Origin of the sequence: Mucilaginibacter sp. (genome assembly GCF_965200995.1) — a bacterium.
Taxonomy (GTDB): Bacteria; Bacteroidota; Bacteroidia; order Sphingobacteriales; family Sphingobacteriaceae; genus Mucilaginibacter.
Genome location: NZ_OZ241743.1, coordinates 294,517 through 317,568, shown reverse-complemented (window position 1 = coordinate 317,568; position 23,052 = coordinate 294,517). Strand labels below are relative to the sequence as shown.

Sequence of the window (23,052 nt, the reverse complement as noted above, 5' to 3'; positions counted from 1 at the left end):
CTGTTTCTTAGTTCTGGCCCGGATTAGCAGGTGGAGTTTGAGTAGTATCGGATTTAATAGTTTGTGTAGAGTTGGCTTTCGGCGACGGTGCAGGTGCAGTAACCGCAGGTGCTGTCTTGTTGGGGCTTAACTGTTGCAGCTTTTGCTGTGCAGTGCTCAGCACATCATCATCGCCTTTGTAATTTTCAATAATGCTTTGCAGCGTGGCTTTAGCCTGGAAGGTGTCTTTCAGCGCCACGTAATTATCCGCCAGCAGGATGTAAGCCTTAGCTACCCAATAGTCATAACCGGATAGTTTTTCAGTAAGGTTAAAACAAGTTTTCTGCGAGGCTTTATAGCTACCCTGACGGTACTCAATTAACGCAATGTTATACATCGCTTCGGCAGCGGCGATGGTTTTAGTATTGGCTACCGTATAGTTCAACTCTTTTAAGGCGGCGGTATTGTCACCTTTTTGCAGGTAAGCCTTGCCTGCATACAAGCCGGTACGCAACTTGTCCTCTTCTGATGATTTTTCATTATCGCGCACCAGTTTTACGTAGTGCAGTACATCGTCAGGCATATTGATCTGCGCATAGCATACCATTAAATTATTTACTGCAAAGGTGTAATCCGCCTTGTACTCCGAGTTTGTTTCCAGTCGTTTCAAATAAACAATGGCCTCGTTATATTTCTTTTGCGACAGGTATAACTGCGATAAGGCAATCAAAGATTTTTCAGTGTAGGCGCTGGTCCAGTCGTTTACAATTACGTGGTAGTCGTCCACCGCTTCGTTGCTGCGGCCTAAGTGCGACAGTCCCTGTGCACGAATAAAGCGCAGTTGCTTGTCGTAAATAGGATTTTTAAATTTATCGTAATAGGAATTTACGGCCGATACCGCACCCTGCCAGTCGCCCTTCAGGTACAGGTTGTTGGCAGCTGTAACCATAATGCTTTCCTGCTCGGCTGCGCTGTAATTACCGATAGGGGTGGTGCCGGCATAGGTGATAAAGGTTTGCGCATCACCGTTATCGGTGTAAATCTTTTCCAATTGTTTCAGCGACTGCTTGGCTTCATCCGTTTGCGGATAGCTGGCAATCACTTTCTTGAACGACTCAATAGCGGCGTTATCTTGGTTGGCATTATAATCAATCAGGCCGGTGGTTACCAGCGCACGCGGTATATAACTGCTGCGCGGATACTTTTGTATCATGGCCTGCAACTGTGTTTTCGCCTGTGCGCCATCATTTTTTAAAAAGTAGGTATAGGCAATTTCAAAGGCGGCGTCATCTGCAAAATCCGAATTGGGGAACTGGCTCAGCACATTGCTCAGGGTAGAAATCTTGCTGTCGAGTGCGTTTTGCTGCCCCTGTATCATACCGCGCTGAAACAAGGCATAATCTTCGCCCTGGCTATGCTGTGCAATAATTCGGTTATAATAATTTAATGCAGCGTTATAATCTTTCAGTACAAAATAGCTGTCGGCAATGCGGGTAATGGCATCGTTTACGCTGTTGCGATCCTGCGGATTGCTGGCTAAAAAGCGTTCAAAGTTGTTGGCCGCTTTGCGGTACTGCTCTGCACCAAAGGCTGCATAACCAAGCCCATAGTTTGCGTATTTGTATACAGGTGTGTTCTTAGCCTCGGGCATCGCTAAAAATTCTTCAAAGCGCTCTACAGATTCCGGGTATTTGCGCACCTCATACATTGCCTCGCCTTCCCAATAGGTAGTAAGCGCCGTAATGTTAGGATCCACCTGGTGGTCTAATGACCGGATAAAGATGCCGATGGCATTTTCAAAGGCACGCTCATTGTAAAATTCCAGGCCACGGTAGTAAGTTACTTTTTGATAGGCCTGTTCAGCATTTGCAGAACTGGTAACAATCGGCTCCAGTATCTCTACCGCTTCCTTGTAGTTATGAGAGTTAAGCAAGGCCTCGCCCAGTAATACCTTTACCTCATCCGTCCGTTTGGAGCGCGGATAGTTTTTCAGGTATAGCCGGGTGGCATCCAGTGCCTGGTTGTTATAGTCCAGTTCATAGGATAGCTTTGCATACTCAAACAAGGCATCTTCCTGTAACTGCTTGTCATAGCTTAACCTTGAGGCCACCTGGAAGGCATTACGGGCGCTTTGCTTGTTGTTTTGCTTTAAAAACAGGGTGCCCAGCGTGTAATTGCCATTCTGGCTGTAACTGTCGGTTTGGTCTACCAGCTTTTCCAGTTCGGTAATAGCTTTGGCATCATTGCCGGTTTTGTAGTAGGCGTAACCGATCTGATAATCGTCCTGCGAATTTTGCGTGCGCCCCAAATCCTGCTGCTGAAAGCGGCTGTAATAGTTTACCGCCTCCTTAAAATTATCCTTAGCAAAGTAGGCCGCACCTACCAGCCGCAGCATTTCGGTTTCGTGCTGCTGTTTAGTACTATTTAAAACAGGTATGGCGTAATTAATAACATCATCATACCGCTTATCTAAAAAGTAAACAGCGGTGATGTAATAGGGGTAGCTGCTTTCGAATTTCTTGGAGTTTTTTAACCGTTCGAAGTTAACCAGCGCCAGATCATAATCTTTATTGAGGTAAGCAATATAGGCAAAGTAGTACGTAGCATCCTCAGTAAAAGCAGAATGTGTGGTTTTTACTTCGCTGAACAATGCTTGGGCACTCTTGTAATCATTGGTAGAAAAATAAGCATACCCTTTCCTGAACTTGTATTCTGTTTGCTCACTCCCGTTCAAGTCGCTTGCTTTAATCTGCTCAAACCAGCGCAGGGCATCAGTATATCTATTTTGCTGCGAGTAATACTTGCCGATTTGAAAGTACGCCAGTTTACTGAGCGGATTTTCGGGGTGCTCATTGATAAAGCGTTTGAACATGCTCTCTGCATCATCATTACCCAGCTCAAGTGCGCAAAGCGCTTCATAATACTGGGCGTTTTCCTGCAGCTGGGTTAACTCCGACTCAAAGCGCGGCTGGTTCTGTGTTTGCAGCCGGTGCTCTTCGATGTTACGAAACTGCTGCGCAGCCGCCACATACTTTTGCTTATCCATTAACTCGGTAGCCGTGTGGTAAGTGCGGTAAATGTTAAATGAGGGGTTTTGCTGCGCCCATGCAGGCAGGGTAAGCAACAACGGTGCAGAAAATACGGCGTACTTGAGTTTAAACATAAGGGTATCCTTGATGATGGCTTCAGAGCCAGTGCAAAAATGCAATCCAAAGCTATCAATCACAAATGATAAAGCACATTTTAAACGTAACGAAATTTCAGGTGGTATGCCAAAGGGCGCTTTTTTACGAGCCGATTGCCTTAATCAGTATTTACCCGATAGCGTTTAAAATGGTCAGCAGGCTGTCAACTATTTGCATTACAGTTTATTGCCGATATAACAGGCTGGAAAAACTTCGTTATAAATATGATGCAAAAAAAGTTAAGATTGGGTGTTGGGCGTGTCATGTTGCTGTTTACCGCAAGCCTGCTGGCTGTGCTTTTTACAGCCTATCAGAATCCTCCGCAGCCGGCAGCCGCTATTATACTGCAAAATGAGCCGCAACCGCTGGAGGCTGATACCTATGCCATAACCGGCATAGCCGATGAACGCACAGATGCCGCTGCCGTGGCCTGGCTTATTCCCGATGGTGCAGCAGGAACTACAGCCATTGAGAAAACCAACCTGCAGGGCGGAACAGTAAATGCGTTGCGCAAATTTATTGCCCGCAACGTTTTGAACGGTAATAAGAAGCGCAGCATAATTGTTGGCATCAGGCAACTCAGAGTAATTGAAACGCTTTTACCCGACCTGCGTATAGATGGCCGGGTAACCACAGAATTATCTTTCGGTATCCAACGTGGTAACGATACTGTACATTTAATTGACTACAAGGGAGGTATGCACTATATACGCCCCAGTGGAAACCGCATGGTAATTGAACCCGGTTTAAGGCGCAGCCTGGTAAATGGCTTAGCTTATTTTTCAAATTGGATGAAACAGGAGGCTGATCATAACCTGCAGCTGGCCACTGCTGTTCATTTGAACATTATGGACTACAGTGAGCCGGTGGAGGGAGACACCATATATTATAGCCCTTCGCGCCCGCTGAGGTGGGATGATTTCAGGGATAAACCTTACGGCAGCCGCTATGCAGCTTCAGTATTTCCGGGTTTTGGGTTTGATCTGCACCAAAAATTAACCAATGGTGTGGTAAAGGTTAACATGGCAATAAAAGTATACGTACCTAAAAGTGCCTGTTGGGTAAAGAACTACAGCCGCACGCCGGCAGCCTTAAGCCATGAACAACTGCATTTCGACATTGTGAAAATCATTAGTGAGCGTTACAAACGGCAGTTGCTGCAAACAACTTTGCCGGTAGAGGAGTACGATGGCGTTATCCATGCGGCTTATTATAAGTTCTACCACCAGATGAATGTGATGCAGGAAGATTACGATAATGAAACCCGGCATGGTCAGGATGCTGCTGCACAACTTGGCTGGGAGCGGAAAATTAAAGATGAACTGAATATTTACTTAAATACAAAGGTGTAAATGAATAGAAACAACAAAATTGTTTAGGTATTAAAAAAAAATGAAGCATTCTGATGTTAAGCAGCAGCTTTCAATTGTACCTTAATTTTATTCAAAAGCACATTAATGTCAAACGGCTTGGCAATAAAATCATCAGGAGCACAATCCTGCCTTAAAACGTCTGACAAGTTATGGCTTGCAGAGATCATGATGACAGGGATATCATGCATACTGTCTTCAGCCTTTACATTTTTACACAGATCGCGGCCATCTACATTGCCTAACATAATATCCAGCAGTATCAGATCGGGTGTATGTTCTTGTATAGTAGCCAGCAATTTGGTGCCATCTGACAAGGTAGCAACCTCGTAACCTGAATCTTCAAGAATAAACTGTATAACATCCAAAATATCCCTGTCGTCGTCTACTGCTAATATTCTGCTCATTTACTGTATATATTATAATTGCAAACAGTCATAAAGGCGATAGCCTAAATTTTTTACTTTATCAGTGGTTTGCTATACAGGTGGTTACAATATATAAGCCATGAATTTAAATTGTGGAAAAATTGAACGATAAGTTCATTTATACAATATCAATATTTTGCTGATAATATAAAGATAAGCACCAGATAGCAGGGTTAACATAATCTTTGGTAATGCAAAAAACTATTTTCTTGTCTGTTAGACGCTTAAACTTCAACTTTGATGTATAGCCATCCTGAGGGTGTTAACCTTCAATCAAACCATAACTGTTCTTAACAGATTGAGTGGTATATAGTACACTTATTGTACGAAAATAAATAGACAATTTAATTTATGCCTTACTAAACACGTAGCGGCTCTTTTTACATTTTGCACAATAATATTTGCGCAGAGGAAGAAAGTATAGCACATTTTTTACAAACCAGCTTCGATGCTGTTGAAAATGGAAAGGTTGTTTGCAGGAAGGGCAAACATGTTTTTGCGAGGTACTTTTTGCAGGCACGGCTTATACAATTCAATAAAATAATAGTACGTTACAAAGTGCAACTCAGATGTATAAGCGTAAATTATAACAGTAATGTTACAATGGTTGGCTAAAATTAGTTATGGTTTTAAAATATATCGTTTGCGCTTACATTTATGGCATTGATATCTTTTAAGCGGAAGCCAGAAAAGAAAAGCTTTTACTAACACACTTCTTTTTGCCCTCGAAGATAAAGGGGATTTACACTTGTAGCAGGTGGGTAGTTTTTTGCTGTTATCACCGTCAACAATTGACAAGACCATGTGACTGTTTGATTTTAAATATTAAATAAGTATTTTATTTGAGCATCAACATTGTAAATATATTATAAATATATTAAATATCAATCTTTACTGTTTAATGAATAGTAATTAATAATGAAGTTTGCTAAATATTTTATAATTATATAATTCAATATTATCTGTTATGTGGTTTATTTATTAGGGTTGATCTGTATTTTTAGCTTAATACATAAACAATTAATTACGCTCTGTTCGGGCATCTGTAGGTTCATACCTGCCCGAGCAACGCAAAATATCGCTGTTTAAAAATCTAACCGCAATTTTAAAGCCGCCTGCGAGCTGTAATTTAACTTTAATTCGGTTTGTGTACAATGGTGCTTAAAAATTATTAATCAATAGGTGTACAATTGATTAAATAATAATTTGATGGTACCCTGTGCCTGCCCCCTGAAAGTTATTTCCGGGCCAAGAACGGTTAGCTTACCTTTATTAACCGGGGCTTCGAACGCGGCTACAGTATTATACAAGTACTGCTGCCCCAATGCCCAACCGCTTCTTAATGGTTTTGCAGTAGTAAAGCTCATAAGGGGCGTTAATCCTTGTTTAGTGGCGTCAGCCTCAAATTTAAATACCGGGCTGGTATCATAGTCCACATCGGCCACGGCTTCCATGCCCCAGTTGGCCGGCTGCCGGGTATCCACGCTTACCTGCAGGATGCTGCCGGGTATATAAAACTTATCCTCGGGTAAGGGGCGGGTTTGTCCGTTGGCGGCAGTTTCAACTAACGCATTCTTTACAGGTAAATTCAAATGGTAAGCCAAATTGGCGCTGGTGCCAATGGTAACTACGTGTCCCCCCGCCTCTAAAAATGCCCTGAGCTGCGGCACTGATTTTTCGGCCGTAATCCGGCCAGTCATGCGCTGATATTCTATAGGAACCGTATTGTTACGGCCACCTTCACCACCGCCACGGCGGTTGCCGGCTGCCGGAATGGTGCCGCTGGCAAATACAATTACATCATACTTGCTTTTCAGGTTGCCTGCATCAATATCTTGTGGGTAAATAATTTGGTAAGGAAACTGGTACTGTTCCATTAACCATTTAATCCAGCCGGCGGGTATGGAGCCACCGTAAACATCTAATAGAGCAATACGGGCAGGATTGATTTTTATTGAGTTTGCAGGAAAATCTCCGGCTGCCTGAACATTAATACCAACTTTGGCCATTGTTGTATTTAATATTCTAAACGATTGAGCACCATTTTTTACGTAAAAATCACCATTGGAAGTGCGGTAAACGCTTTCGCCGCTACTGATTAATTTATTGACTGCGATAAATGAATTGTTTGAACCCGCTGCCAGTAGATAACCTTTCGGTAATATATTTGGCGTCGGCATAGTTACGAAAAGCCGAGGTTGCAACTCACCATAATTAATCCGTTTAAAAGGCCCGTTAAAATCATCAAGCACCCGGTCAAATTTTACGCCCATCTGGTAGGCCAGTGTCCAGCCGGTAATATCATAAGGCCGCACCGGCGGGCCGCCGGGGTATTGAAAATCATTAGGATGATCCTGCGGCTCGAACATATCCAGCACATGCGGGCGAAATGCCTGGTTGGTTTTTACTATATAAGAGCCGGCAGGGTAGGATTTGCCGCCTGCCATAAAATTATCCGTAGCCTGCTGTACCGCTATACCCGAACGTATCAGGGCATTAATGAATTTTACGGCGGTTGGGAAATCGGTTTGACTTGCCGGAATGATGTAACCCCGTGCATCGCGCAGCGTAGGGTCTTTCAGCACCTGATCATAATATTTTACAGGTATAGCCGACGGCCTTATACCTCCGGCGGCGGCCTGACGGTTAGCTGTATCTTTCTTAAAAGCGCGGTTGATGGAATCAACCTTTTTTGGCGATAAAGTCCAGTTGTCGCGGCTGCCGCGTTCAATAGAATTTTTACCCATGCGGTAAATATTAAACAGCAGATCCTGCCGCCGGTCGGCCGCATAATTAAGCACCGCATAATTTAAGGAAACTGAATAATCGATGCTTTGCTTAAAGTGCCAGGGCTGCGGCGCTACCGGGTTGGGCGTAGCACCGTTCGGCATTAACCGCTCAGGCACCAGCGGAATGCTGGATGGGGTAGGGCTGCCTATAATTTCAGTAAGCAGCCCTACCATGTTATGAAAATAGGGCGTGGTGCGCAGGCCGCCGTTCCACCAGGTGGAAAAACTGGTGCCGCTACGCTGGGTATAACCTGGTTTATTTTCGGCATTCATGCGGTTGTTCATGGCGGCGCCCACCGCATCTATGCTGGTTACCAGTAAGGGGTCATATACATAATTAAACGGATCGCGGTAGGGCGGGCCGGCCACTACCGAGCCGGCGGGGCCGGTTTGGTGATGGTTGTACACAATCTGCGGCAGCCACTCAATGTACTGCTGGCGGGTAATATTCTGCGTTTCTTTCATGTTCATCATAAAAAAATCGCGGTTGTTATCATGCCCTATATATTTCTCATATAAGCGCGGTATATTCATGTTGCGCTTAGTGGAATCCTTTTCCTGCATGTACCAGTTTGATACCAGCTCCTGCCCGTCGGGGTTGGCATGTACCAGTAAAATGATGGTATTATCTAAAATATGCTTCACCTCCGCATCATTGCGGCTTACCAGCTGATAGGCCGTTTCAATCAGCTGATGGATACCCACCGTTTCGTTGGCATGTAATCCGCCGTCAATCCATATTACAGCCTTACCCTGCGCAGCTAAGGCACGGGCCTGCACATCGGTTAAATTTTCGGCACGGGCCAATTGCTGAGAGATATGCTTGTATTTTTCTAACTGTTTAATGTTTGCAGGCGAAGAAACGATCAGCATAAACTGGTGCCGCCCTTCTTCGGTTAAGCCAATATCTATGTATTTAGTACGCGTACTGGCAGCCAGTTTTTTAAAATATGCTTCAGTTTGGGTAAAGTTAGCCAGCTTGTAATCCGCACCTATGGTAAAACCAAAATGTTGTTTTGGGGAAGGAATGCTTTGGGCACGTACCATGCTGAGCGAGCAGGCAAAATATAAGGCAGCGTAAAATTTAAATTTCATGCGCAGTGTGTAAAGGGTTGATGCCTGCAATTTAATATTATAATTGCACTGTTAAGGTGTAAAAATGTTGAGAGAGAAGCTTTTATCAGAGTCGGATATTCTCTACAAGAAATACAGGGAAGATGACAGGTAAATTCATACCATACTTAATTAATCCACAACTTTAAATGTAGCATACCCATACGCTTCACTATCTCAACATCTTTCAAACCTTTTGGCTATTCAGTTTTTAGTATCATAGCTAAAGTGAATTAAAAAATTAAACTCTTGTGAAATATGGATTACAGGCATTTTGCTGATACCAGTATCAGCCTTTCGGCTATAGGATTAGGTTGTATGGGAATGAGCCATGCTTATGGCACCACCAATGATGAAGAATCAATAGCCACCCTGCACCTGGCGCTTGATTTAGGTATCAATTTCTGGGACACGGCCGATGTGTATGGCAACGGCGAAAATGAGCAGCTCATCTCAAAAGTGCTGGCACCTAACCGGGATAAGGTATTCATAGCCACCAAGTTTGGTTTCCGGCCAAAGCCGGAAGGCGGCACTTATTTTGACGGTTCGCCCTCCTACCTGCAAACGGCGGTCGAAGCCAGTTTGAAGCGCCTTAAGGTAGAGGTAATTGATTTATACTATGCCCACCGTATTGATCCTAATGTGCCGGTTGAGGAAATGGTAGGTGCCATGGGCGAACTGGTAAAGCAGGGTAAGGTTAAATACATCGGCCTGTCCGAAGTTTCTGCCAATTCCATCCGTAAAGCACATGCCGTGCATCCTATCAGCGCGGTGCAAAGTGAGTACTCGCTGCTTACCCGCGATGCGGAGAAGGAGGTGCTGCCGGTATGTAAGGAATTGAATATTACTTTTGTGCCGTTCAGCCCGCTGGCCCGGGGATTAATGACCAATACCTTAAATATGAATGAAGTGCCCGATAACGATTTCAGAAAGGGGTTGCCCCGCTTTCAGGAGGCATATCAGCAGAACAACACAAATTTAGCCAATGGCTTTGCACAGCTTGCACAGCAAAAAAGCTGTACACCGGCACAACTGGCACTGGCTTGGGTGCTGGCACAAGGCGACAATGTTATTCCCATTCCCGGTACCAAGAAGCGCGATAAGTTAAAGGACAATGCAGCCTGTACCGATGTAGTACTTACTGATACCGATTTCAAAGCGATAGATGATTTGCTGGTCCGTTATCCGGATACCGGCGACCGCTACAATGCAGAAAGCTGGAAGCTGGTAGATAAATCATAACACTTCTGAAGGCAAACCGGAAAAATACAAGTAGTTACTTCCGGCCCGATCAATCAGGTATAAATCAATAAAAGAATTATTAAATTTTAACTGCTAAAGAATTTGAAGCCCGTTCGGGCTGCAGGTCTTTGGCTTTTTGTAAATAAAACCATGAAAGCAGTAATCATTCACCAATTTGGCGGCCCCGAACAATTAAAGTATGAAGATGTGCCTGCGCCTGAACCGCAGGCCGGTGAGGCATTGGTGAAAATATATGCCACCAGTGTTAATCCCATTGACTGGAAAGTGCGCTCAGGGCAGCATGGCGATTACCAGTTGCCGCTGATTTTAGGCTGGGATGTATCCGGCACTATAGAAAAGGTAGGTAGTGGCGTAACCACATTTAAAACCGGAGATGCCGTGTACGGCCGCCCTGATGTAAGCCGGAACGGTACATATGCTGAATATGTAGTTGTGAAAGTAAGTGAACTGGCTTTAAAGCCGGAAAAAGCAGACTACAAAACTGCGGCCTCCATACCCTTAGCCGGCTTAACCGCCTGGCAGGGAATATTTGACCACGGGCAGTTACAGCAGGGCCAAAAGATTCTGATACATGGTGGTTCTGGCGGGGTAGGTACTTTTGCTATCCAGTTTGCCAAATGGAAAAAGGCATATGTGGCCACCACTTCTTCTGAAGCCAACATCCAATTTTTGAAAGATTTAGGTGCGGATGAAGTTATCGATTATAACAAAGATAAGTTTGAAGATTTACTTAAGGACTTTGATGTGGTATATGATACTATAGGCGGCGAAACGCAAAAACGTTCGGTAGAAGTGTTAAAGCCCGGAGGTATATTGGTTTCTACCGTAGGTATTGCCGATGAGGAGATACTGAAGGAAAAGAACATTAAAGGTATACCGTATATGGCGCAATCAACGCCCGAACAACTTAATATTATAGGCGGTTTGCTCAATGAAGGTAAGATACAGCCCATCATAACAAAAATATATCCGCTGAACGCAATAGCTGAAGCACATAAGGTAAGTGAAGAAGGCCATGTGAGGGGAAAGATCGTAATTCAGGTTGTACAGGACGATGAATAGTTAACGTATAATGTTTTTTGATGAGGCCATAAAGCTATAGCCCTTATAGCTTTATGGCCTCTTTTCTGAAATACTGCCTTTGCTGTAATTTATATAATTTTAAGTTAAAGGTTTGTTTATCACTTTATAAAAGAATATGCCTCCGCTTGCGTACAAAACAATGTCCGCCCAATCAGCAGTATATTTATTTGATAGCAGAGGCAAAAGCCCTTCAAATAGCAAAGACAGGTAAATAATTACAAATGCCACTTGTTTAGGTGAAAGAACGTAATAATTATTGCGGATAACCACTACCCGCATAAAACATAAGCCAAGTGTAGCTATCACCGGCCCTGCGGCAAAATCAGTAAGGTAGCCATTAATATAAGCAGGGGCGACCGGCAGCAATGAGCGCGTTAGCTGAATAACAAGCCATATTATACAGCAAATCACAAAGTAGGGATTGCAAAGGGTTTTCATTTAGCCGGCCAGCAAGCTAAGCAATAGCATAATAAGGCTGATGAAGGTTACAAATACTAACTGCACATAATAGAGCAGCCACCGCATAGCATTAAGCCGCTGCTTCAGGTAACGCCTTACCGGTCCATCATGCGGGCCAATGTAAAAAAGATCGTTTTCGGTTACAACTTCGCGGCGTATCTTCTTTTCTACCTCGCGCGAAAATCGCTGCGGATCTAAAAAGGAGCCGCAATAGAGGCACCGGTCATCAATATGCCCGCGCCACAGCGTCCACTCCCTGCAATGCGGGCATTTCACTTCACTAACCGGATTCAAACTGCTGCTAATTTTTCAAAGATACACAGTAACAACCATTGGTAACTACCTGGTACCAACTGCCTCATTTTTATATCGCACCATTGTAGAACAATCCTTTACAATATTATAATTGAAGGCCGGATTTAAATGTATTGCTTTTAAGTAAATACAGCATAAATTTTCATTAAATTAATCACCTTAAACGCTGTTACACTATCATCATCCAATAGTTTTACCATGCTCCAGATTAATATACAGGCCTCACTATAATCTCAGAAAAAACTGTGGACATTATGCTGTTTTCAACTGTACATTTTAAAAATGTGGAAAAAGAGCATTCAAAAGTTTTATAATATTGTTTTAAAAATTTCCAAAAAAAATGGTGTCCGCAGTAGGTTTTTATAAATTTGGTGTTAAATAATTATTAATAATATTAGGCACAGCGCGTTTAAGTGATTTTTTTGCAAATCTTTTTACACTGTTGTCTTTTCCTCGTCTGATTTCTACATTAGAAAAATAAATAGCAGGCAAATTTAAACCGCTTGCTACCAGTTGTAAACCAGGTAGTATTAACAGTATTACATTTTTATTTATAGTCCCGATAACTTAAATCGGTATTGATTAATAGTATAATAAATATTAACCCTAATTGCGTATGGCTAAAAGTCTACTTTCCTCTTCTTCATCAACAGCATTACACTTACAGCATCACATTGCCGGCACAGGGATGTGCAATTGTGCTTTTAAGTTTTTATGCGCTCCCGTAGCTTAATCAACAACTTATATAAATTAATCAACTAAATTCAAAAAACACATGCTTAAAAATCTACTTCTTAAAGGAAGGGTAATTTTAGGGCTGTTCTGCTGCCTGCTTCTCTCAATGGCGGCATCAGCACAAACCAGAATTACCGGTAAAGTAATAGGCGCTGATGACCGGCAGCCTGTTATCGGCGCATCTGTGCGCCTGAAAGGCACCACCTTTGGCACAGTTACTGATGCAAACGGTAACTTCGGCATTAGTGCCGCCCGTGGTCAGGTGCTTACTATTTCTTACATCGGCTATCAAAGTCAGGATGTAACTATCGGAGCTTCTACCACACTGTCAGTAACGCTGGCAACCAACCAGAACTCATTAAACGAAGTAGTAGTAACTGGTTATACTACCCAGCTTAAAAAGGACATCTCCGGTTCAGTAGCTACAGTAAACGTAAGTGCTGCAAAGCAATTGGCAACTGCAAGTTCTGATCAGTTACTGCAAGGCCAGGCTGCCGGTGTTACTGTAGTAACACAAGGTAACCCGGGTTCTGATGCCCAGGTTTACATTCGCGGTATTGGTAACTTCCAGAACTCGCAGCCACTGTATGTAATTGACGGTGTGCAAACCAACAGTATGCGTGATATCAACCCAAATGACATCGAATCAATCAGCGTATTGAAGGATGCTGTGGGTACTGCGCAATACGGTGTATCCGGTGGTAATGGTGTAGTATTGATTACAACCAAAAAAGGTAAAGGTAAATCTACCATTTCTTATGATGCATATTATGGTACACAACGCCCATTACCAGGTAACCCGTTAAACTTGTTAGGTGCAGATGAGTTTACATCCTTACTTAATTTAGCTGATCCAACCAACCCATTATTAATTAATGGCAAATATGCAGCTTATGGTTACCAAGGTGCTGGTGCTAAAGGCGTTACTAACTCAACCACCGGTGGTGCAAATCCGGCTTTATACAAGTTTGACCCGCAAAATTCTGGAAATGATTACTTAATCCAGCAGTTTGCAACCGGTGCAGGTACAGATTGGTTTCATGCTATTTTTAAGCCAGCTCCTTTCACTTCACATTCATTAAGTGCAAGCGGTGCAAATGATAAGAACAGCTATTTCTTGTCATTTAATTACTTGAATCAAAACGGTACGCTGCTTAATTCTTTTTATAAAAGATACAGCGCCCGTGTAAATACTACCTTTAATATAAAGGATCATATCCGCATTGGTGAAACTGCACAGGCTTATTTTACCAGCACTCCTGGCGGATATACGAATTTGGATGAAGGTAACGCGGTTTCTTACACTTACCGTATACAGCCTAATATTCCGATTTATGATATTGGCGGTAATTATGGTGGTACTTATGCTGGTATTGCCCAGTTAGGTAATGCCAATAACCCGGTTGCTATACGTGAGCGTGTTGCTAACAATACCAATAAGAACTGGGAAGTAATTGCTACCGGTTTTGCTGAAGCCGACTTCCTGAAGCATTTTACTGCACGTACTTCGTACAACATCAGGTTTAATAACTACTATTTCACCTATATCAATCCTAACCCATACGAAAGCGGTGAAAACCATGCGGTGCCTGCAAATTATGGTGAAGGTTCCGGGTTTAACAGTACTTACAACTGGACCAATACAGTACAATACGCACAGATATTTGGAAAGCACAATTTGAAAGTATTAGCGGGCTATGAGCAGCAGGATAACTATAACCGTAACATAAGCGGTCAGGGCTTAAATCCTTTCTCTATAGAGCCTGATTATGTTAGTTTATCTAACACTGCATTAGCAAATCGTACTATAAATAGTGGTTTAAGTTATTTTCCAACTTCTCGCCAGTCAGAATTTGCACGTTTAGATTATCAGTATAACGATAAGTATATCTTGGGTGCAACTGTACGTCGTGATGGTTACTCTGCATTTTTTACCGGCCGCAAATACGGTACTTTCCCGGCATTTTCTCTGGCCTGGAGAATTTCGCAAGAGGATTTCATGAAGCAATTTACCTGGATTAACGATTTGAAATTGCGTGGCAGCTACGGTTTGGCAGCATTTGCTGGTAATACTTCTGGTGCCAATGCTTTTACACTGTATTCTCAAAGAGCTGGTGTTTCTTTTTACCCTATTGACGGCTCATACAACACGCCAACATTAGGTTTCTATAACAGCCAGTTAGGTAACCGCAATACCACTTGGGAAACTGACAAGACGCTGAACTTTGGTTTTGATGGTACCTTCTTTGGTAATAAGCTGGATGTAACTGCAGAGTATTTCGTAAAAACTTCTTCTGATTTCCTGTTCCAGGTAACATTACCGGCTACTTTAGGTGGCGCTGCACCTCCGTTTGTTAACTTAGGTGAAATCAAAAATAAGGGTTTTGAAGCTTCTGCTACTTATCACATTCGCCCGAGCAGCGATCTGAGCTTTGATATCAGCGCTAACTTTACTACTTACAAAAACCGTATTACTGATTTGCCTTTCAACGTTCCTACTGCCGGTTCACGTATTGGTACCATTGTTAGAAACGAGCTTGGCCATTCAGTTGGTGAATTTTATGGTTACAAGCAAATAGGTTACTTTAGCAGTGCTGCTGATGTTGCCGCATCTCCAACTCAGGCCGGTGCAGCTCCGGGCGCTTTCAAGTTTGCTGATTTAAATGGTGATAAAGTAATTGATGATAAGGATCGTACTTACATTGGTAATCCTAACCCTAAGTTCAACTACGGTTTAAACCTGAGCGCTAAATATAAAAACATTGATATATTAGCAACCTTATACGGTGTATACGGTAACAAGGTGTTTAATTATGTGAAATACTTTACTGAATTCTACACCACTTTCCCTGGTAACAAAAACAAGGATGCGCTGTACAATTCATGGACACCAACTAACCTGAATCCAGCTGCTGTAAATCAGTCGTTGCCAAGTTCTTTTAGTACGGATCAGCAGGTTAACTCTTACTATGTAGAGTCTGGTTCATTCCTGAAATTACGTACTTTGCAAATTGGTTATACTTTCAGCCCTTCATTGTTAAAGGCAGTTAGTATAGACCGCTTGCGTATTTACTTACAGGGCGCTAACTTGTTTACCATTACTAAGTATAAAGGCTTAGATCCTGAAATTCAGGCTACCGGTGGTAACCAAAATGCAATTGGTATTGATTATGGTAACTACCCTAACAACGAGCGCAGATATTTAATTGGTGTTAATTTGAGTTTCTAATTCGCTTAACAAAATAAATAATGAAAAATTTAAAATATAAAATAATTGTTCCGGGTGCGATAGCTTTAATGGCTACTTCGTTCTCCTGTAAAAACTTTTTGGATAAAGCTCCAGGCGGTACTTTAAACCAAACGGTACTGGCTAATAAAGCAGGTGTAGATGGTTTGCTGATCGGTGCGTATTCACTGTTGGATGGTGTATTGCAAGACGGTCCGGCTGATCCCTGGACTTCTGGTACCAACAACTGGGTATATGGTGGTGTAGCAGGCGGTGATGCCTTTAAAGGCTCAACCAACGGTGATCAGCCAGGTGCCGCGCAAATTGCTTCATATACCGCTTCAGGCGTTAACGGTTACCTGGACCCGAAATGGCGTGTAATGTTTAACGGCGTACAACGTGCCAATGACGTAATTCGCGAACTGCCACTGGTAACTGATGGTTCAGTTAGCGCTGATTATGCAAAAGTAGTAACAGGTGAAGCCCGTTTTCTGCGTGGTTTTTACCACATGGAACTGGCTAAGATCTGGCGTAACGTACCTTATGCTGATGAAACCATCACTTATGATAATGGTAATTACAATGTAGGTAACCCTGGGCCGATCTGGGATAAGATAGAAGCTGATTTTAAAGCAGCAGCCGATGCTTTGCCTGCAACCCAGCCGCAAATTGGCCGTGCCAACAAGTATTCAGCAGAGGCATTCTTAGCTAAAGCCTACATGTTTGATCATAAGTATAACGAAGCTTTAACTTTGTTAAGGGATATTATTACTAATGGTGTAAATGCAGGTGGCAAAAAATTAGCATTAGGTAAGTTTGCGGATAACTTTAATCCATCAACACGTAATGGTGTAGAATCTGTATTCCAGGTGCAAACTTCGGTAGGTGATAATGCCGGCGGCTTTAACGGTAATGGTGGAGATGTGTTGAACTTCCCTTCAGGCGGCCCTGCTACCTGCTGCGGTTTCTACAACCCTACTTTTAGTTTGGTAAATTCATTTAAAGTTGATGCAAATGGATTGCCTTTAATTACAACTTTCGACAATTCTGATTTGAAAAATGATGAAGGTGTTGCTGCTGAAAGTGTTGCTTACTTCCCTGACGTAACTACTCCTGTAGATTCACGTTTGGATTGGACTGCAGGTCGTCGCGGTATTCCTTACCTGGACTGGGGTATCCATCCGGGAGCTGCCTGGGCCCGTGACCAGGTGAATGGCGGCCCTTACAGCCCTATTAAAAACGTATATTACAAAGGTGCGCAAGCTACCACCAGTGATACTTACGGTGGCTGGGCGCCCAACCAGGCAACTGCTAACTCTTATAACCTGATCCGTTTTGCTGATGTGCTGCTTTGGGCAGCAGAATGCGAAATTGAAGTAGGTAGTTTAGCAACTGCACAAGGTTACATTAACCAAGTTAGGGCACGTGCCGCCGATCCTTCAAACTGGGTGAAAGGCCGTTTGACTGGTTACACTGGTACAGACGCGTCAAAAACAATTGTTGATAATACCCAGTATGCTGCTAACTATAAGGTTGGCTTATATACAACTCCTTTTGCTTCCAAAGACGCGGCCCGCGCTGCTGTGCAGTTCGAGCGCAAATTGGAATTCGGTATGGAAGGTCATCGCTACTTTGACTTGCAGCGCTGGGACGGTTCAACCGGTGGTGTGATGGGTGCCGGCTTTATGGCAGCCCAGATCAATGCCTTTTTAACCCACACCAACAGCATTGCCAACTTCCCGCAAACGCTGTTAAGAGGTGCACGGTTTACACAAGGTAAAAACGAATTGTTCCCTGTACCACAGGCACAAATTGATATTACTCAGGGTAACATCAAACAAAACCCCGGCTATTAATCAGCCTTACGGTTTTTCATAAAAAAGAGGTGAAGATTTTATATCTTCACCTCTTTTTTTGCGTTATAGCCAAAGCCCAAAATTGTTTCAGGCATGAGAATTTTTACTTCCCTGTTTATACTGTTTCTTTCCACTGCATTATATTCCTGCAAAAAAGCTACGCTTTTTAAGCAAATGCCTTCGTCGCAAACCGGTATAACCTTTAATAATAAAATCATCGAGAATGATTCGATCAACCCGCTGGATATGATCAATATCTATAACGGCGGGGGCGTGGGTATTGGAGATTTTAATGGCGATGGTTTGCCTGATATTTACTTTACCGGCAATGCGGTATCTAATAAATTGTACCTCAACAGGGGCGGGTTTAAATTTGAGGATATTACCCCGCAGGCCGGTGTAGGCGGTAAAGGCGGCTGGGGCCGGGGCGTAGCTGTGGTAGACATTAACAATGATGGCCGCCCTGATATTTATGTATGTAATACCTTATTAAATGATCCGGCTAAGCGCACCAACTTGCTTTATATCAATACTGGTAACGCAGCCAATGGAGTGCCGCGTTTCAAAGAACAGGCAAAAGATTACGGTTTGGATGCCAACTGCCATTCCACCATGGCTTCGTTCTTTGATTATGATAATGACGGCGATCTGGATATGTACCTTACCGTAAACGAATCGCTTCAGGATGATAACCAGAGTATATTCAAACCTACGGTTACCGATGGCAGCCATCCCAGCACAGGGCGCCTGTATCGTAATGATTATAATGCAGGGTTGGGGCATGGCATGTTTACTAATGTGTCCAAACAGGCAGGAATTACCATTATGGGTTATGGGCATGGTACTACCATTGTGGATATTAACCGCGATGGCTGGAAAGACATCTATGTTACCAACGATTTTCTCTCCAGTAATATCCTGTACATCAACAACCATAACGGTACGTTTACCGACAAATCACAGCAGTACTTTAAGCATACTTCGGCCAGCGGTATGGGGCAGGATGTAATAGATATCAACAATGATGGCCTGGCAGATGTGTTTGAGCTGGACATGAACCCGGAGGATAATTACCGGAAAAAGATGTTCATGAGTCCCAACTCGTACCAGATGTACCAGAACTTCGATTACTATCATTACCAGTATCAGTATCCCCGCAATACTTTGCAAGTGAATGAGGGGCCCAGGGTGGGGCAGAATGATTCCATTGGCGACCCGGCTTTTGGGGAAATGGCTTTCTTAAGCGGTATTGCACAAACCGATTGGAGCTGGTGCCCCATCATCACCGATTTTGACAATGACGGCTACCGCGATATAGTGATTACCAACGGCTACCCGCGAGACGTAACTGACCATGATTTTTTAGCCTTTCGCAACAATGCGGTAGCTGTTGCTTCAAAGCAGCAGGTGCTTACACAAATACCGGTGGTACAAATTCCAAACTATGCTTATCATAATAAAGGTAACCTGCGGTTTGACGATGTTAGTAAGGATTGGGGCCTAACCGTTTCAACATTCTCTAACGGCGGCGTATATGCCGATTTAGACAATGATGGCGATTTGGATATGGTGATTAATAACATCAACTCTGAGGCTATGGTGTATAAAAACACAAGTCGCGAGAATGAAGGCAATCGTAACCATTACCTGCAGATTGCCTTTGAAGGAAATAAGGATAACAAAGAAGGCTTAGGTGCATGGGCTGATATTTATTATAATCATGGGCAGCATCAGGTGTATGAGCATAATCCTTTCCGGGGTTATTTGTCCACCATGCAAAATATTGCTCACTTTGGCTTAGGTAAGATTAGCAAGGTGGATTCGGTGGTAATTAAGTGGCCCGGCGGTATGCAGCAAACCCTTACGCAGGTGAAGGCTGATACCTTGCTAAAGGTAAATTATGCCAACGCCCGCAAGCCTTACAGTTTCAATCGGCCTGCAATCAATACCCAAAGCCTGTTTACTGAAGTAACAAGGGCCCGTGGCATTAATTATAAGCACCAGGATGATGACTTTATCGACTTTAACATTCAAAAACTGTTACCGCATAAGCTGTCCGAGTATGCACCTGCTTTATCCGCCGGAGATGTGGATGGTAACGGTTATGATGATATGGTGATTGGAGGTACCTCAAAATATCCGGCACAGGTATTATTGCAACAAGCCAATGGTAAATTCATACAAAAAGCACTGGCAGCGCCGCTTGCGGGTAAAGCTACGGTTAAAGATGAAGGCACCCTGTTGTTTGATGCCGATGGTGATGGCGACCTGGATTTATACATAGCCAGCGGCGGCTATGAGAACGAGCCCAACTCTCCTGCATACCAGGACCGCCTTTATATCAACGATGGCAAAGGGAATTATACCTTAGCGGCTAATGCATTGCCGCAAAACTATACCAGCAAGCTATGCGTACGTGGTGTGGACTATGATAAGGATGGCGATATTGACCTATTTGTATCGGGCCGGGTAAGTCCGTGGAATTATCCTAAACCGGTATCCAGTTGTATATTACGTAATGATAGTAGGAGCGGTCAAGTTAAATTTACGGATGTAACGGCCTCGGTAGCGCCAGCGTTGCATAATGCCGGACTGGTATGTGATGCCTTGTTTACCGATTTTGACAATGATGGCTGGCCCGACCTCATCATGGCTGGTGAGTGGATGCCGGTTAAATTTCTTAAGAATAATAAAGGTGCGTTCAAAGATGTAACGGCATCCTCGGGCATGAGCAATGAACTGGGCTGGTGGAATACCATAGCCGCGGGCGATTTTGACCACGACGGTGATATTGATTATTTAGCAGGGAATACCGGGCTCAATACCTTTTACAAAGCGAGCGATAAATATCCGATGTTTATTACAGCAAAGGATTATGATCAGAATGGCAGCTATGATGCTTTTCCTTCATTATACCTGAAAGATCAGGAAGGCAAGCTAAAGGAGTTTCCGGCGCAAACGCGGGATGATGTTGTAAAGCAGATGATCAGTATGCGTATAAAGTTTCAAAATTATAAATCATTTGCCACAGCTACAATGGATGAGATGATAACACCGGACATGCGCAAGGGGGAGCAGCGGCTTAAAGTAAATAACCTGCAAACCTGCTACCTGCAAAATGATGGCAAAGGTAAGTTTACTTGCAAAGCACTACACATTGAGGCGCAGGCATCCGTATGGTGCGGTATAACCGTTGATGATTTTGACGGTGACGGCAACCTGGACGTGATTGTAAACGGTAACGATTACGGCACAGAAGTAACTACCGGCCGGTATGATGCCCTGAACGGTTTGTATCTGAAAGGTAATGGTAAGGGCGGTTTTCAACCACTTAGTATTTTAAAAAGCGGTATATATATACAGGGCAATGGTAAGGCGCTGGTAAAGTTAAGGGGAGCAAACAACAACTATATGATAGCCGCTACTCAGAACCGCGACGTTATGAAATTATACCAGCTTAAACGAAAAGCTAAATTATATAACTTGCTACCCAATGATGCTTTTGCGGATATAAAATACAAAAACGGCACCCGGCAAAAGCAAGAGTTTTATCAGGGCGCCTCATTCTTATCGCAGTCGGCCCGGTTTATAAAGCTGGATGAGCACATGGCCACAGTTACCGTTACTAATAATAAAGGAGAAAGCCGCAGCCTTAAACTTGATTGATATTGTATTTGCTATAAACATGAAATTTAACACAGGTACATTACGTTTACTACTTGCATTTTTTATTGGCTTAGGTACAGCCTTCACTGTAATCAGCAGCAGTTGTAACCGCCCCGCTGAAACTGATGATAGCAGCGAACCGCTTACCTACACCGGCGATTTTAAAAAGGACGGCGCTATGCTGGCACAGCGTTATTGCACCGGCTGCCATCAGCTGGTGCCGGTAAATGCGCTAACCAAAGATGTATGGCAATACCATATTATGCCTGATATGGCTAAATACCTGCATCTGGCCAGTTATGCAGGCGGTTATTTTAAACCGGATACGGCGGCACAGGGCGTTTCTCTTGTCGACTGGAACAAACTGGTTAGTTACTACACGGCTCTTGCGCCCGACAGCCTGCCCAAGGCAAAAGTACCGGTGCCGTTGCTAAAAGACGGCGTTTTATTTACAACGAAATTACCTGCGCCTGCCGATAGTGTGCCCTACACTACCATGACGGTGGTTAATCCATATACACACAAAGTTTACAGCAGCGATTTGCAAACCCGCCAGCTGCTGGAATGGAATAATAAGTTGCAGCCGCGCAAGGTAGCTGTTTTGCCCTCAACGGCATTGCATGCGCTGTTCACCTCGGCTCAGGATGCAGTAATACCTGCCGTAGGCGTTATCGAGCCGGCAGACTATCCTAACGGGCGGTTAATAAAATCTAATTTAAGTGCGGCATCCCTGGTAGGGGAACGGGTAATAGCTACTGATTTGCCCCGGCCTGTTTTTACTGCAGGTGGCGATTTAAACAAGGACGGTTTGCAGGATTACGTGGTTTGCGGGCAGGGCGGTACTACCGGCGGCCTGTTCTGGTTAAAGCAGAATAAGAATCAGCAGTTTGAAAAGGTACAGCTTACCACAAAGGCCGGTGCTGTACAGGCCACTATTGCCGATTATAATAATGACGGCTGGCCGGACATTATGGCTTTGTTTGGCGTAAATAATGAAGGATTGTTTCTGTTCACCAACAACCATAAGGGTGGTTTCAGCACCAGGCAACTGCTGCGTGTACCGCCGGTTTATGGCTCAAGCAGCTTTCAACTGGCTGACATGAACCATGATGGTAAACTTGATTTGATTTATACCGCCGGTTATAATTTTCGCGATTCACGCATCCTGAAGCCTTACCACGGGCTGTATATTTTTCTTAACCAAGGCAACTGGAAATTAAAGCAACGATATTTTTATCCGGTTGATGGTTGTACCAAAGCCATTGCTGTAGATTTTGATGGTGATGGCGATTTGGATATTGTTACTTCGGCTTTCTTTGCAGACATGAAAAGTAACCCCAATGAGCAAACTATTTACTTTGAGCAGGATAAACAGCTCAGCTTCAAGCCGCATGTGCTGCCGGTAAGTAAATATGGCCACTGGATGAGTATGGATGTAGGCGATGTAAATAATGATGGAAAGCCGGATATTGTATTAGGTAACTATGCACGCGGCTTTTTATTTCAGCCAGATTTTACGCCCAACTGGAGTGAGAAATATCCGCTTGTGGTGCTTGAAAACCATATTAAATAACAAAAGGCTTGT

Annotated in this window: 11 protein-coding genes; 7 read left to right on the top strand and 4 right to left on the bottom strand. The window is 43.5% G+C overall.

Annotation, left to right across the window (positions count from 1 at the left end):
• Nucleotides 1-7: 7 nt before the first annotated feature.
• Nucleotides 8-3,142: a tetratricopeptide repeat protein gene (locus tag ACY652_RS01540; RefSeq protein ID WP_462266162.1), complete on the bottom strand. Its 3,135-nt coding sequence runs from the start codon at nucleotides 3,140-3,142 to the stop codon at nucleotides 8-10.
• A 246-nt stretch (nucleotides 3,143-3,388) separates the two neighbouring features.
• Here ACY652_RS01540 and ACY652_RS01535 point away from each other — a divergent pair, with 246 nt between their 5' ends.
• Complete coding sequence (locus tag ACY652_RS01535) at nucleotides 3,389-4,516, top strand: hypothetical protein (protein WP_462266161.1); 1,128 nt, start codon at nucleotides 3,389-3,391, stop codon at nucleotides 4,514-4,516.
• A 56-nt stretch (nucleotides 4,517-4,572) separates the two neighbouring features.
• Here the strand turns inward: ACY652_RS01535 and ACY652_RS01530 are convergent, their stop codons facing one another.
• A complete protein-coding gene (locus ACY652_RS01530) occupies nucleotides 4,573-4,941 on the bottom strand; it encodes a response regulator transcription factor (RefSeq protein WP_462266160.1) in 369 nt (122 codons plus the stop codon).
• A gap of 1,196 nt (nucleotides 4,942-6,137) precedes the next feature.
• Nucleotides 6,138-8,846: a M14 family metallopeptidase gene (locus ACY652_RS01525; RefSeq protein ID WP_462266159.1), complete on the bottom strand. Its 2,709-nt coding sequence runs from the start codon at nucleotides 8,844-8,846 to the stop codon at nucleotides 6,138-6,140.
• Between the two features lie 276 nt (nucleotides 8,847-9,122).
• Between ACY652_RS01525 and ACY652_RS01520 the strand changes: the two genes are divergently transcribed.
• On the top strand, nucleotides 9,123-10,106 hold the full coding sequence (locus tag ACY652_RS01520) for an aldo/keto reductase (RefSeq protein ID WP_462266158.1): 984 nt from the start codon (nucleotides 9,123-9,125) through the stop codon (nucleotides 10,104-10,106).
• Nucleotides 10,107-10,256: 150 nt separating this feature from the next.
• The gene (locus ACY652_RS01515; protein ID WP_462266157.1) at nucleotides 10,257-11,189 is read left to right on the top strand and encodes an NADP-dependent oxidoreductase; all 933 of its coding nucleotides are present in this window, start codon (nucleotides 10,257-10,259) and stop codon (nucleotides 11,187-11,189) included.
• 459 nt (nucleotides 11,190-11,648) lie between these two features.
• Here ACY652_RS01515 and ACY652_RS01510 read toward each other — a convergent pair whose 3' ends face one another.
• Nucleotides 11,649-11,963, bottom strand: a complete 315-nt coding sequence (locus ACY652_RS01510) for a hypothetical protein (protein WP_462266156.1) — start codon at nucleotides 11,961-11,963, stop codon at nucleotides 11,649-11,651.
• 796 nt (nucleotides 11,964-12,759) lie between these two features.
• Here ACY652_RS01510 and ACY652_RS01505 point away from each other — a divergent pair.
• The 4 genes from ACY652_RS01505 (at nucleotide 12,760) to ACY652_RS01490 (ending at nucleotide 23,040) form a co-directional block, all read left to right on the top strand.
• Complete coding sequence (locus ACY652_RS01505) at nucleotides 12,760-15,948, top strand: SusC/RagA family TonB-linked outer membrane protein (RefSeq protein WP_462266155.1); 3,189 nt, start codon at nucleotides 12,760-12,762, stop codon at nucleotides 15,946-15,948.
• A gap of 20 nt (nucleotides 15,949-15,968) precedes the next feature.
• Nucleotides 15,969-17,801 (top strand): RagB/SusD family nutrient uptake outer membrane protein, encoded by a 1,833-nt coding sequence (locus ACY652_RS01500; RefSeq protein WP_462266154.1) that lies wholly within the window; start codon nucleotides 15,969-15,971, stop codon nucleotides 17,799-17,801.
• Nucleotides 17,802-17,894: 93 nt separating this feature from the next.
• A complete protein-coding gene (locus tag ACY652_RS01495; RefSeq protein ID WP_462266153.1) occupies nucleotides 17,895-21,467 on the top strand; it encodes a VCBS repeat-containing protein in 3,573 nt (1,190 codons plus the stop codon).
• Between the two features lie 19 nt (nucleotides 21,468-21,486).
• Nucleotides 21,487-23,040 carry an FG-GAP repeat domain-containing protein gene (locus ACY652_RS01490; RefSeq protein ID WP_462266152.1) on the top strand — a complete coding sequence of 518 codons (1,554 nt, stop codon included), beginning with the start codon at nucleotides 21,487-21,489 and terminating at the stop codon, nucleotides 23,038-23,040.
• Nucleotides 23,041-23,052: the final 12 nt, after the last annotated feature.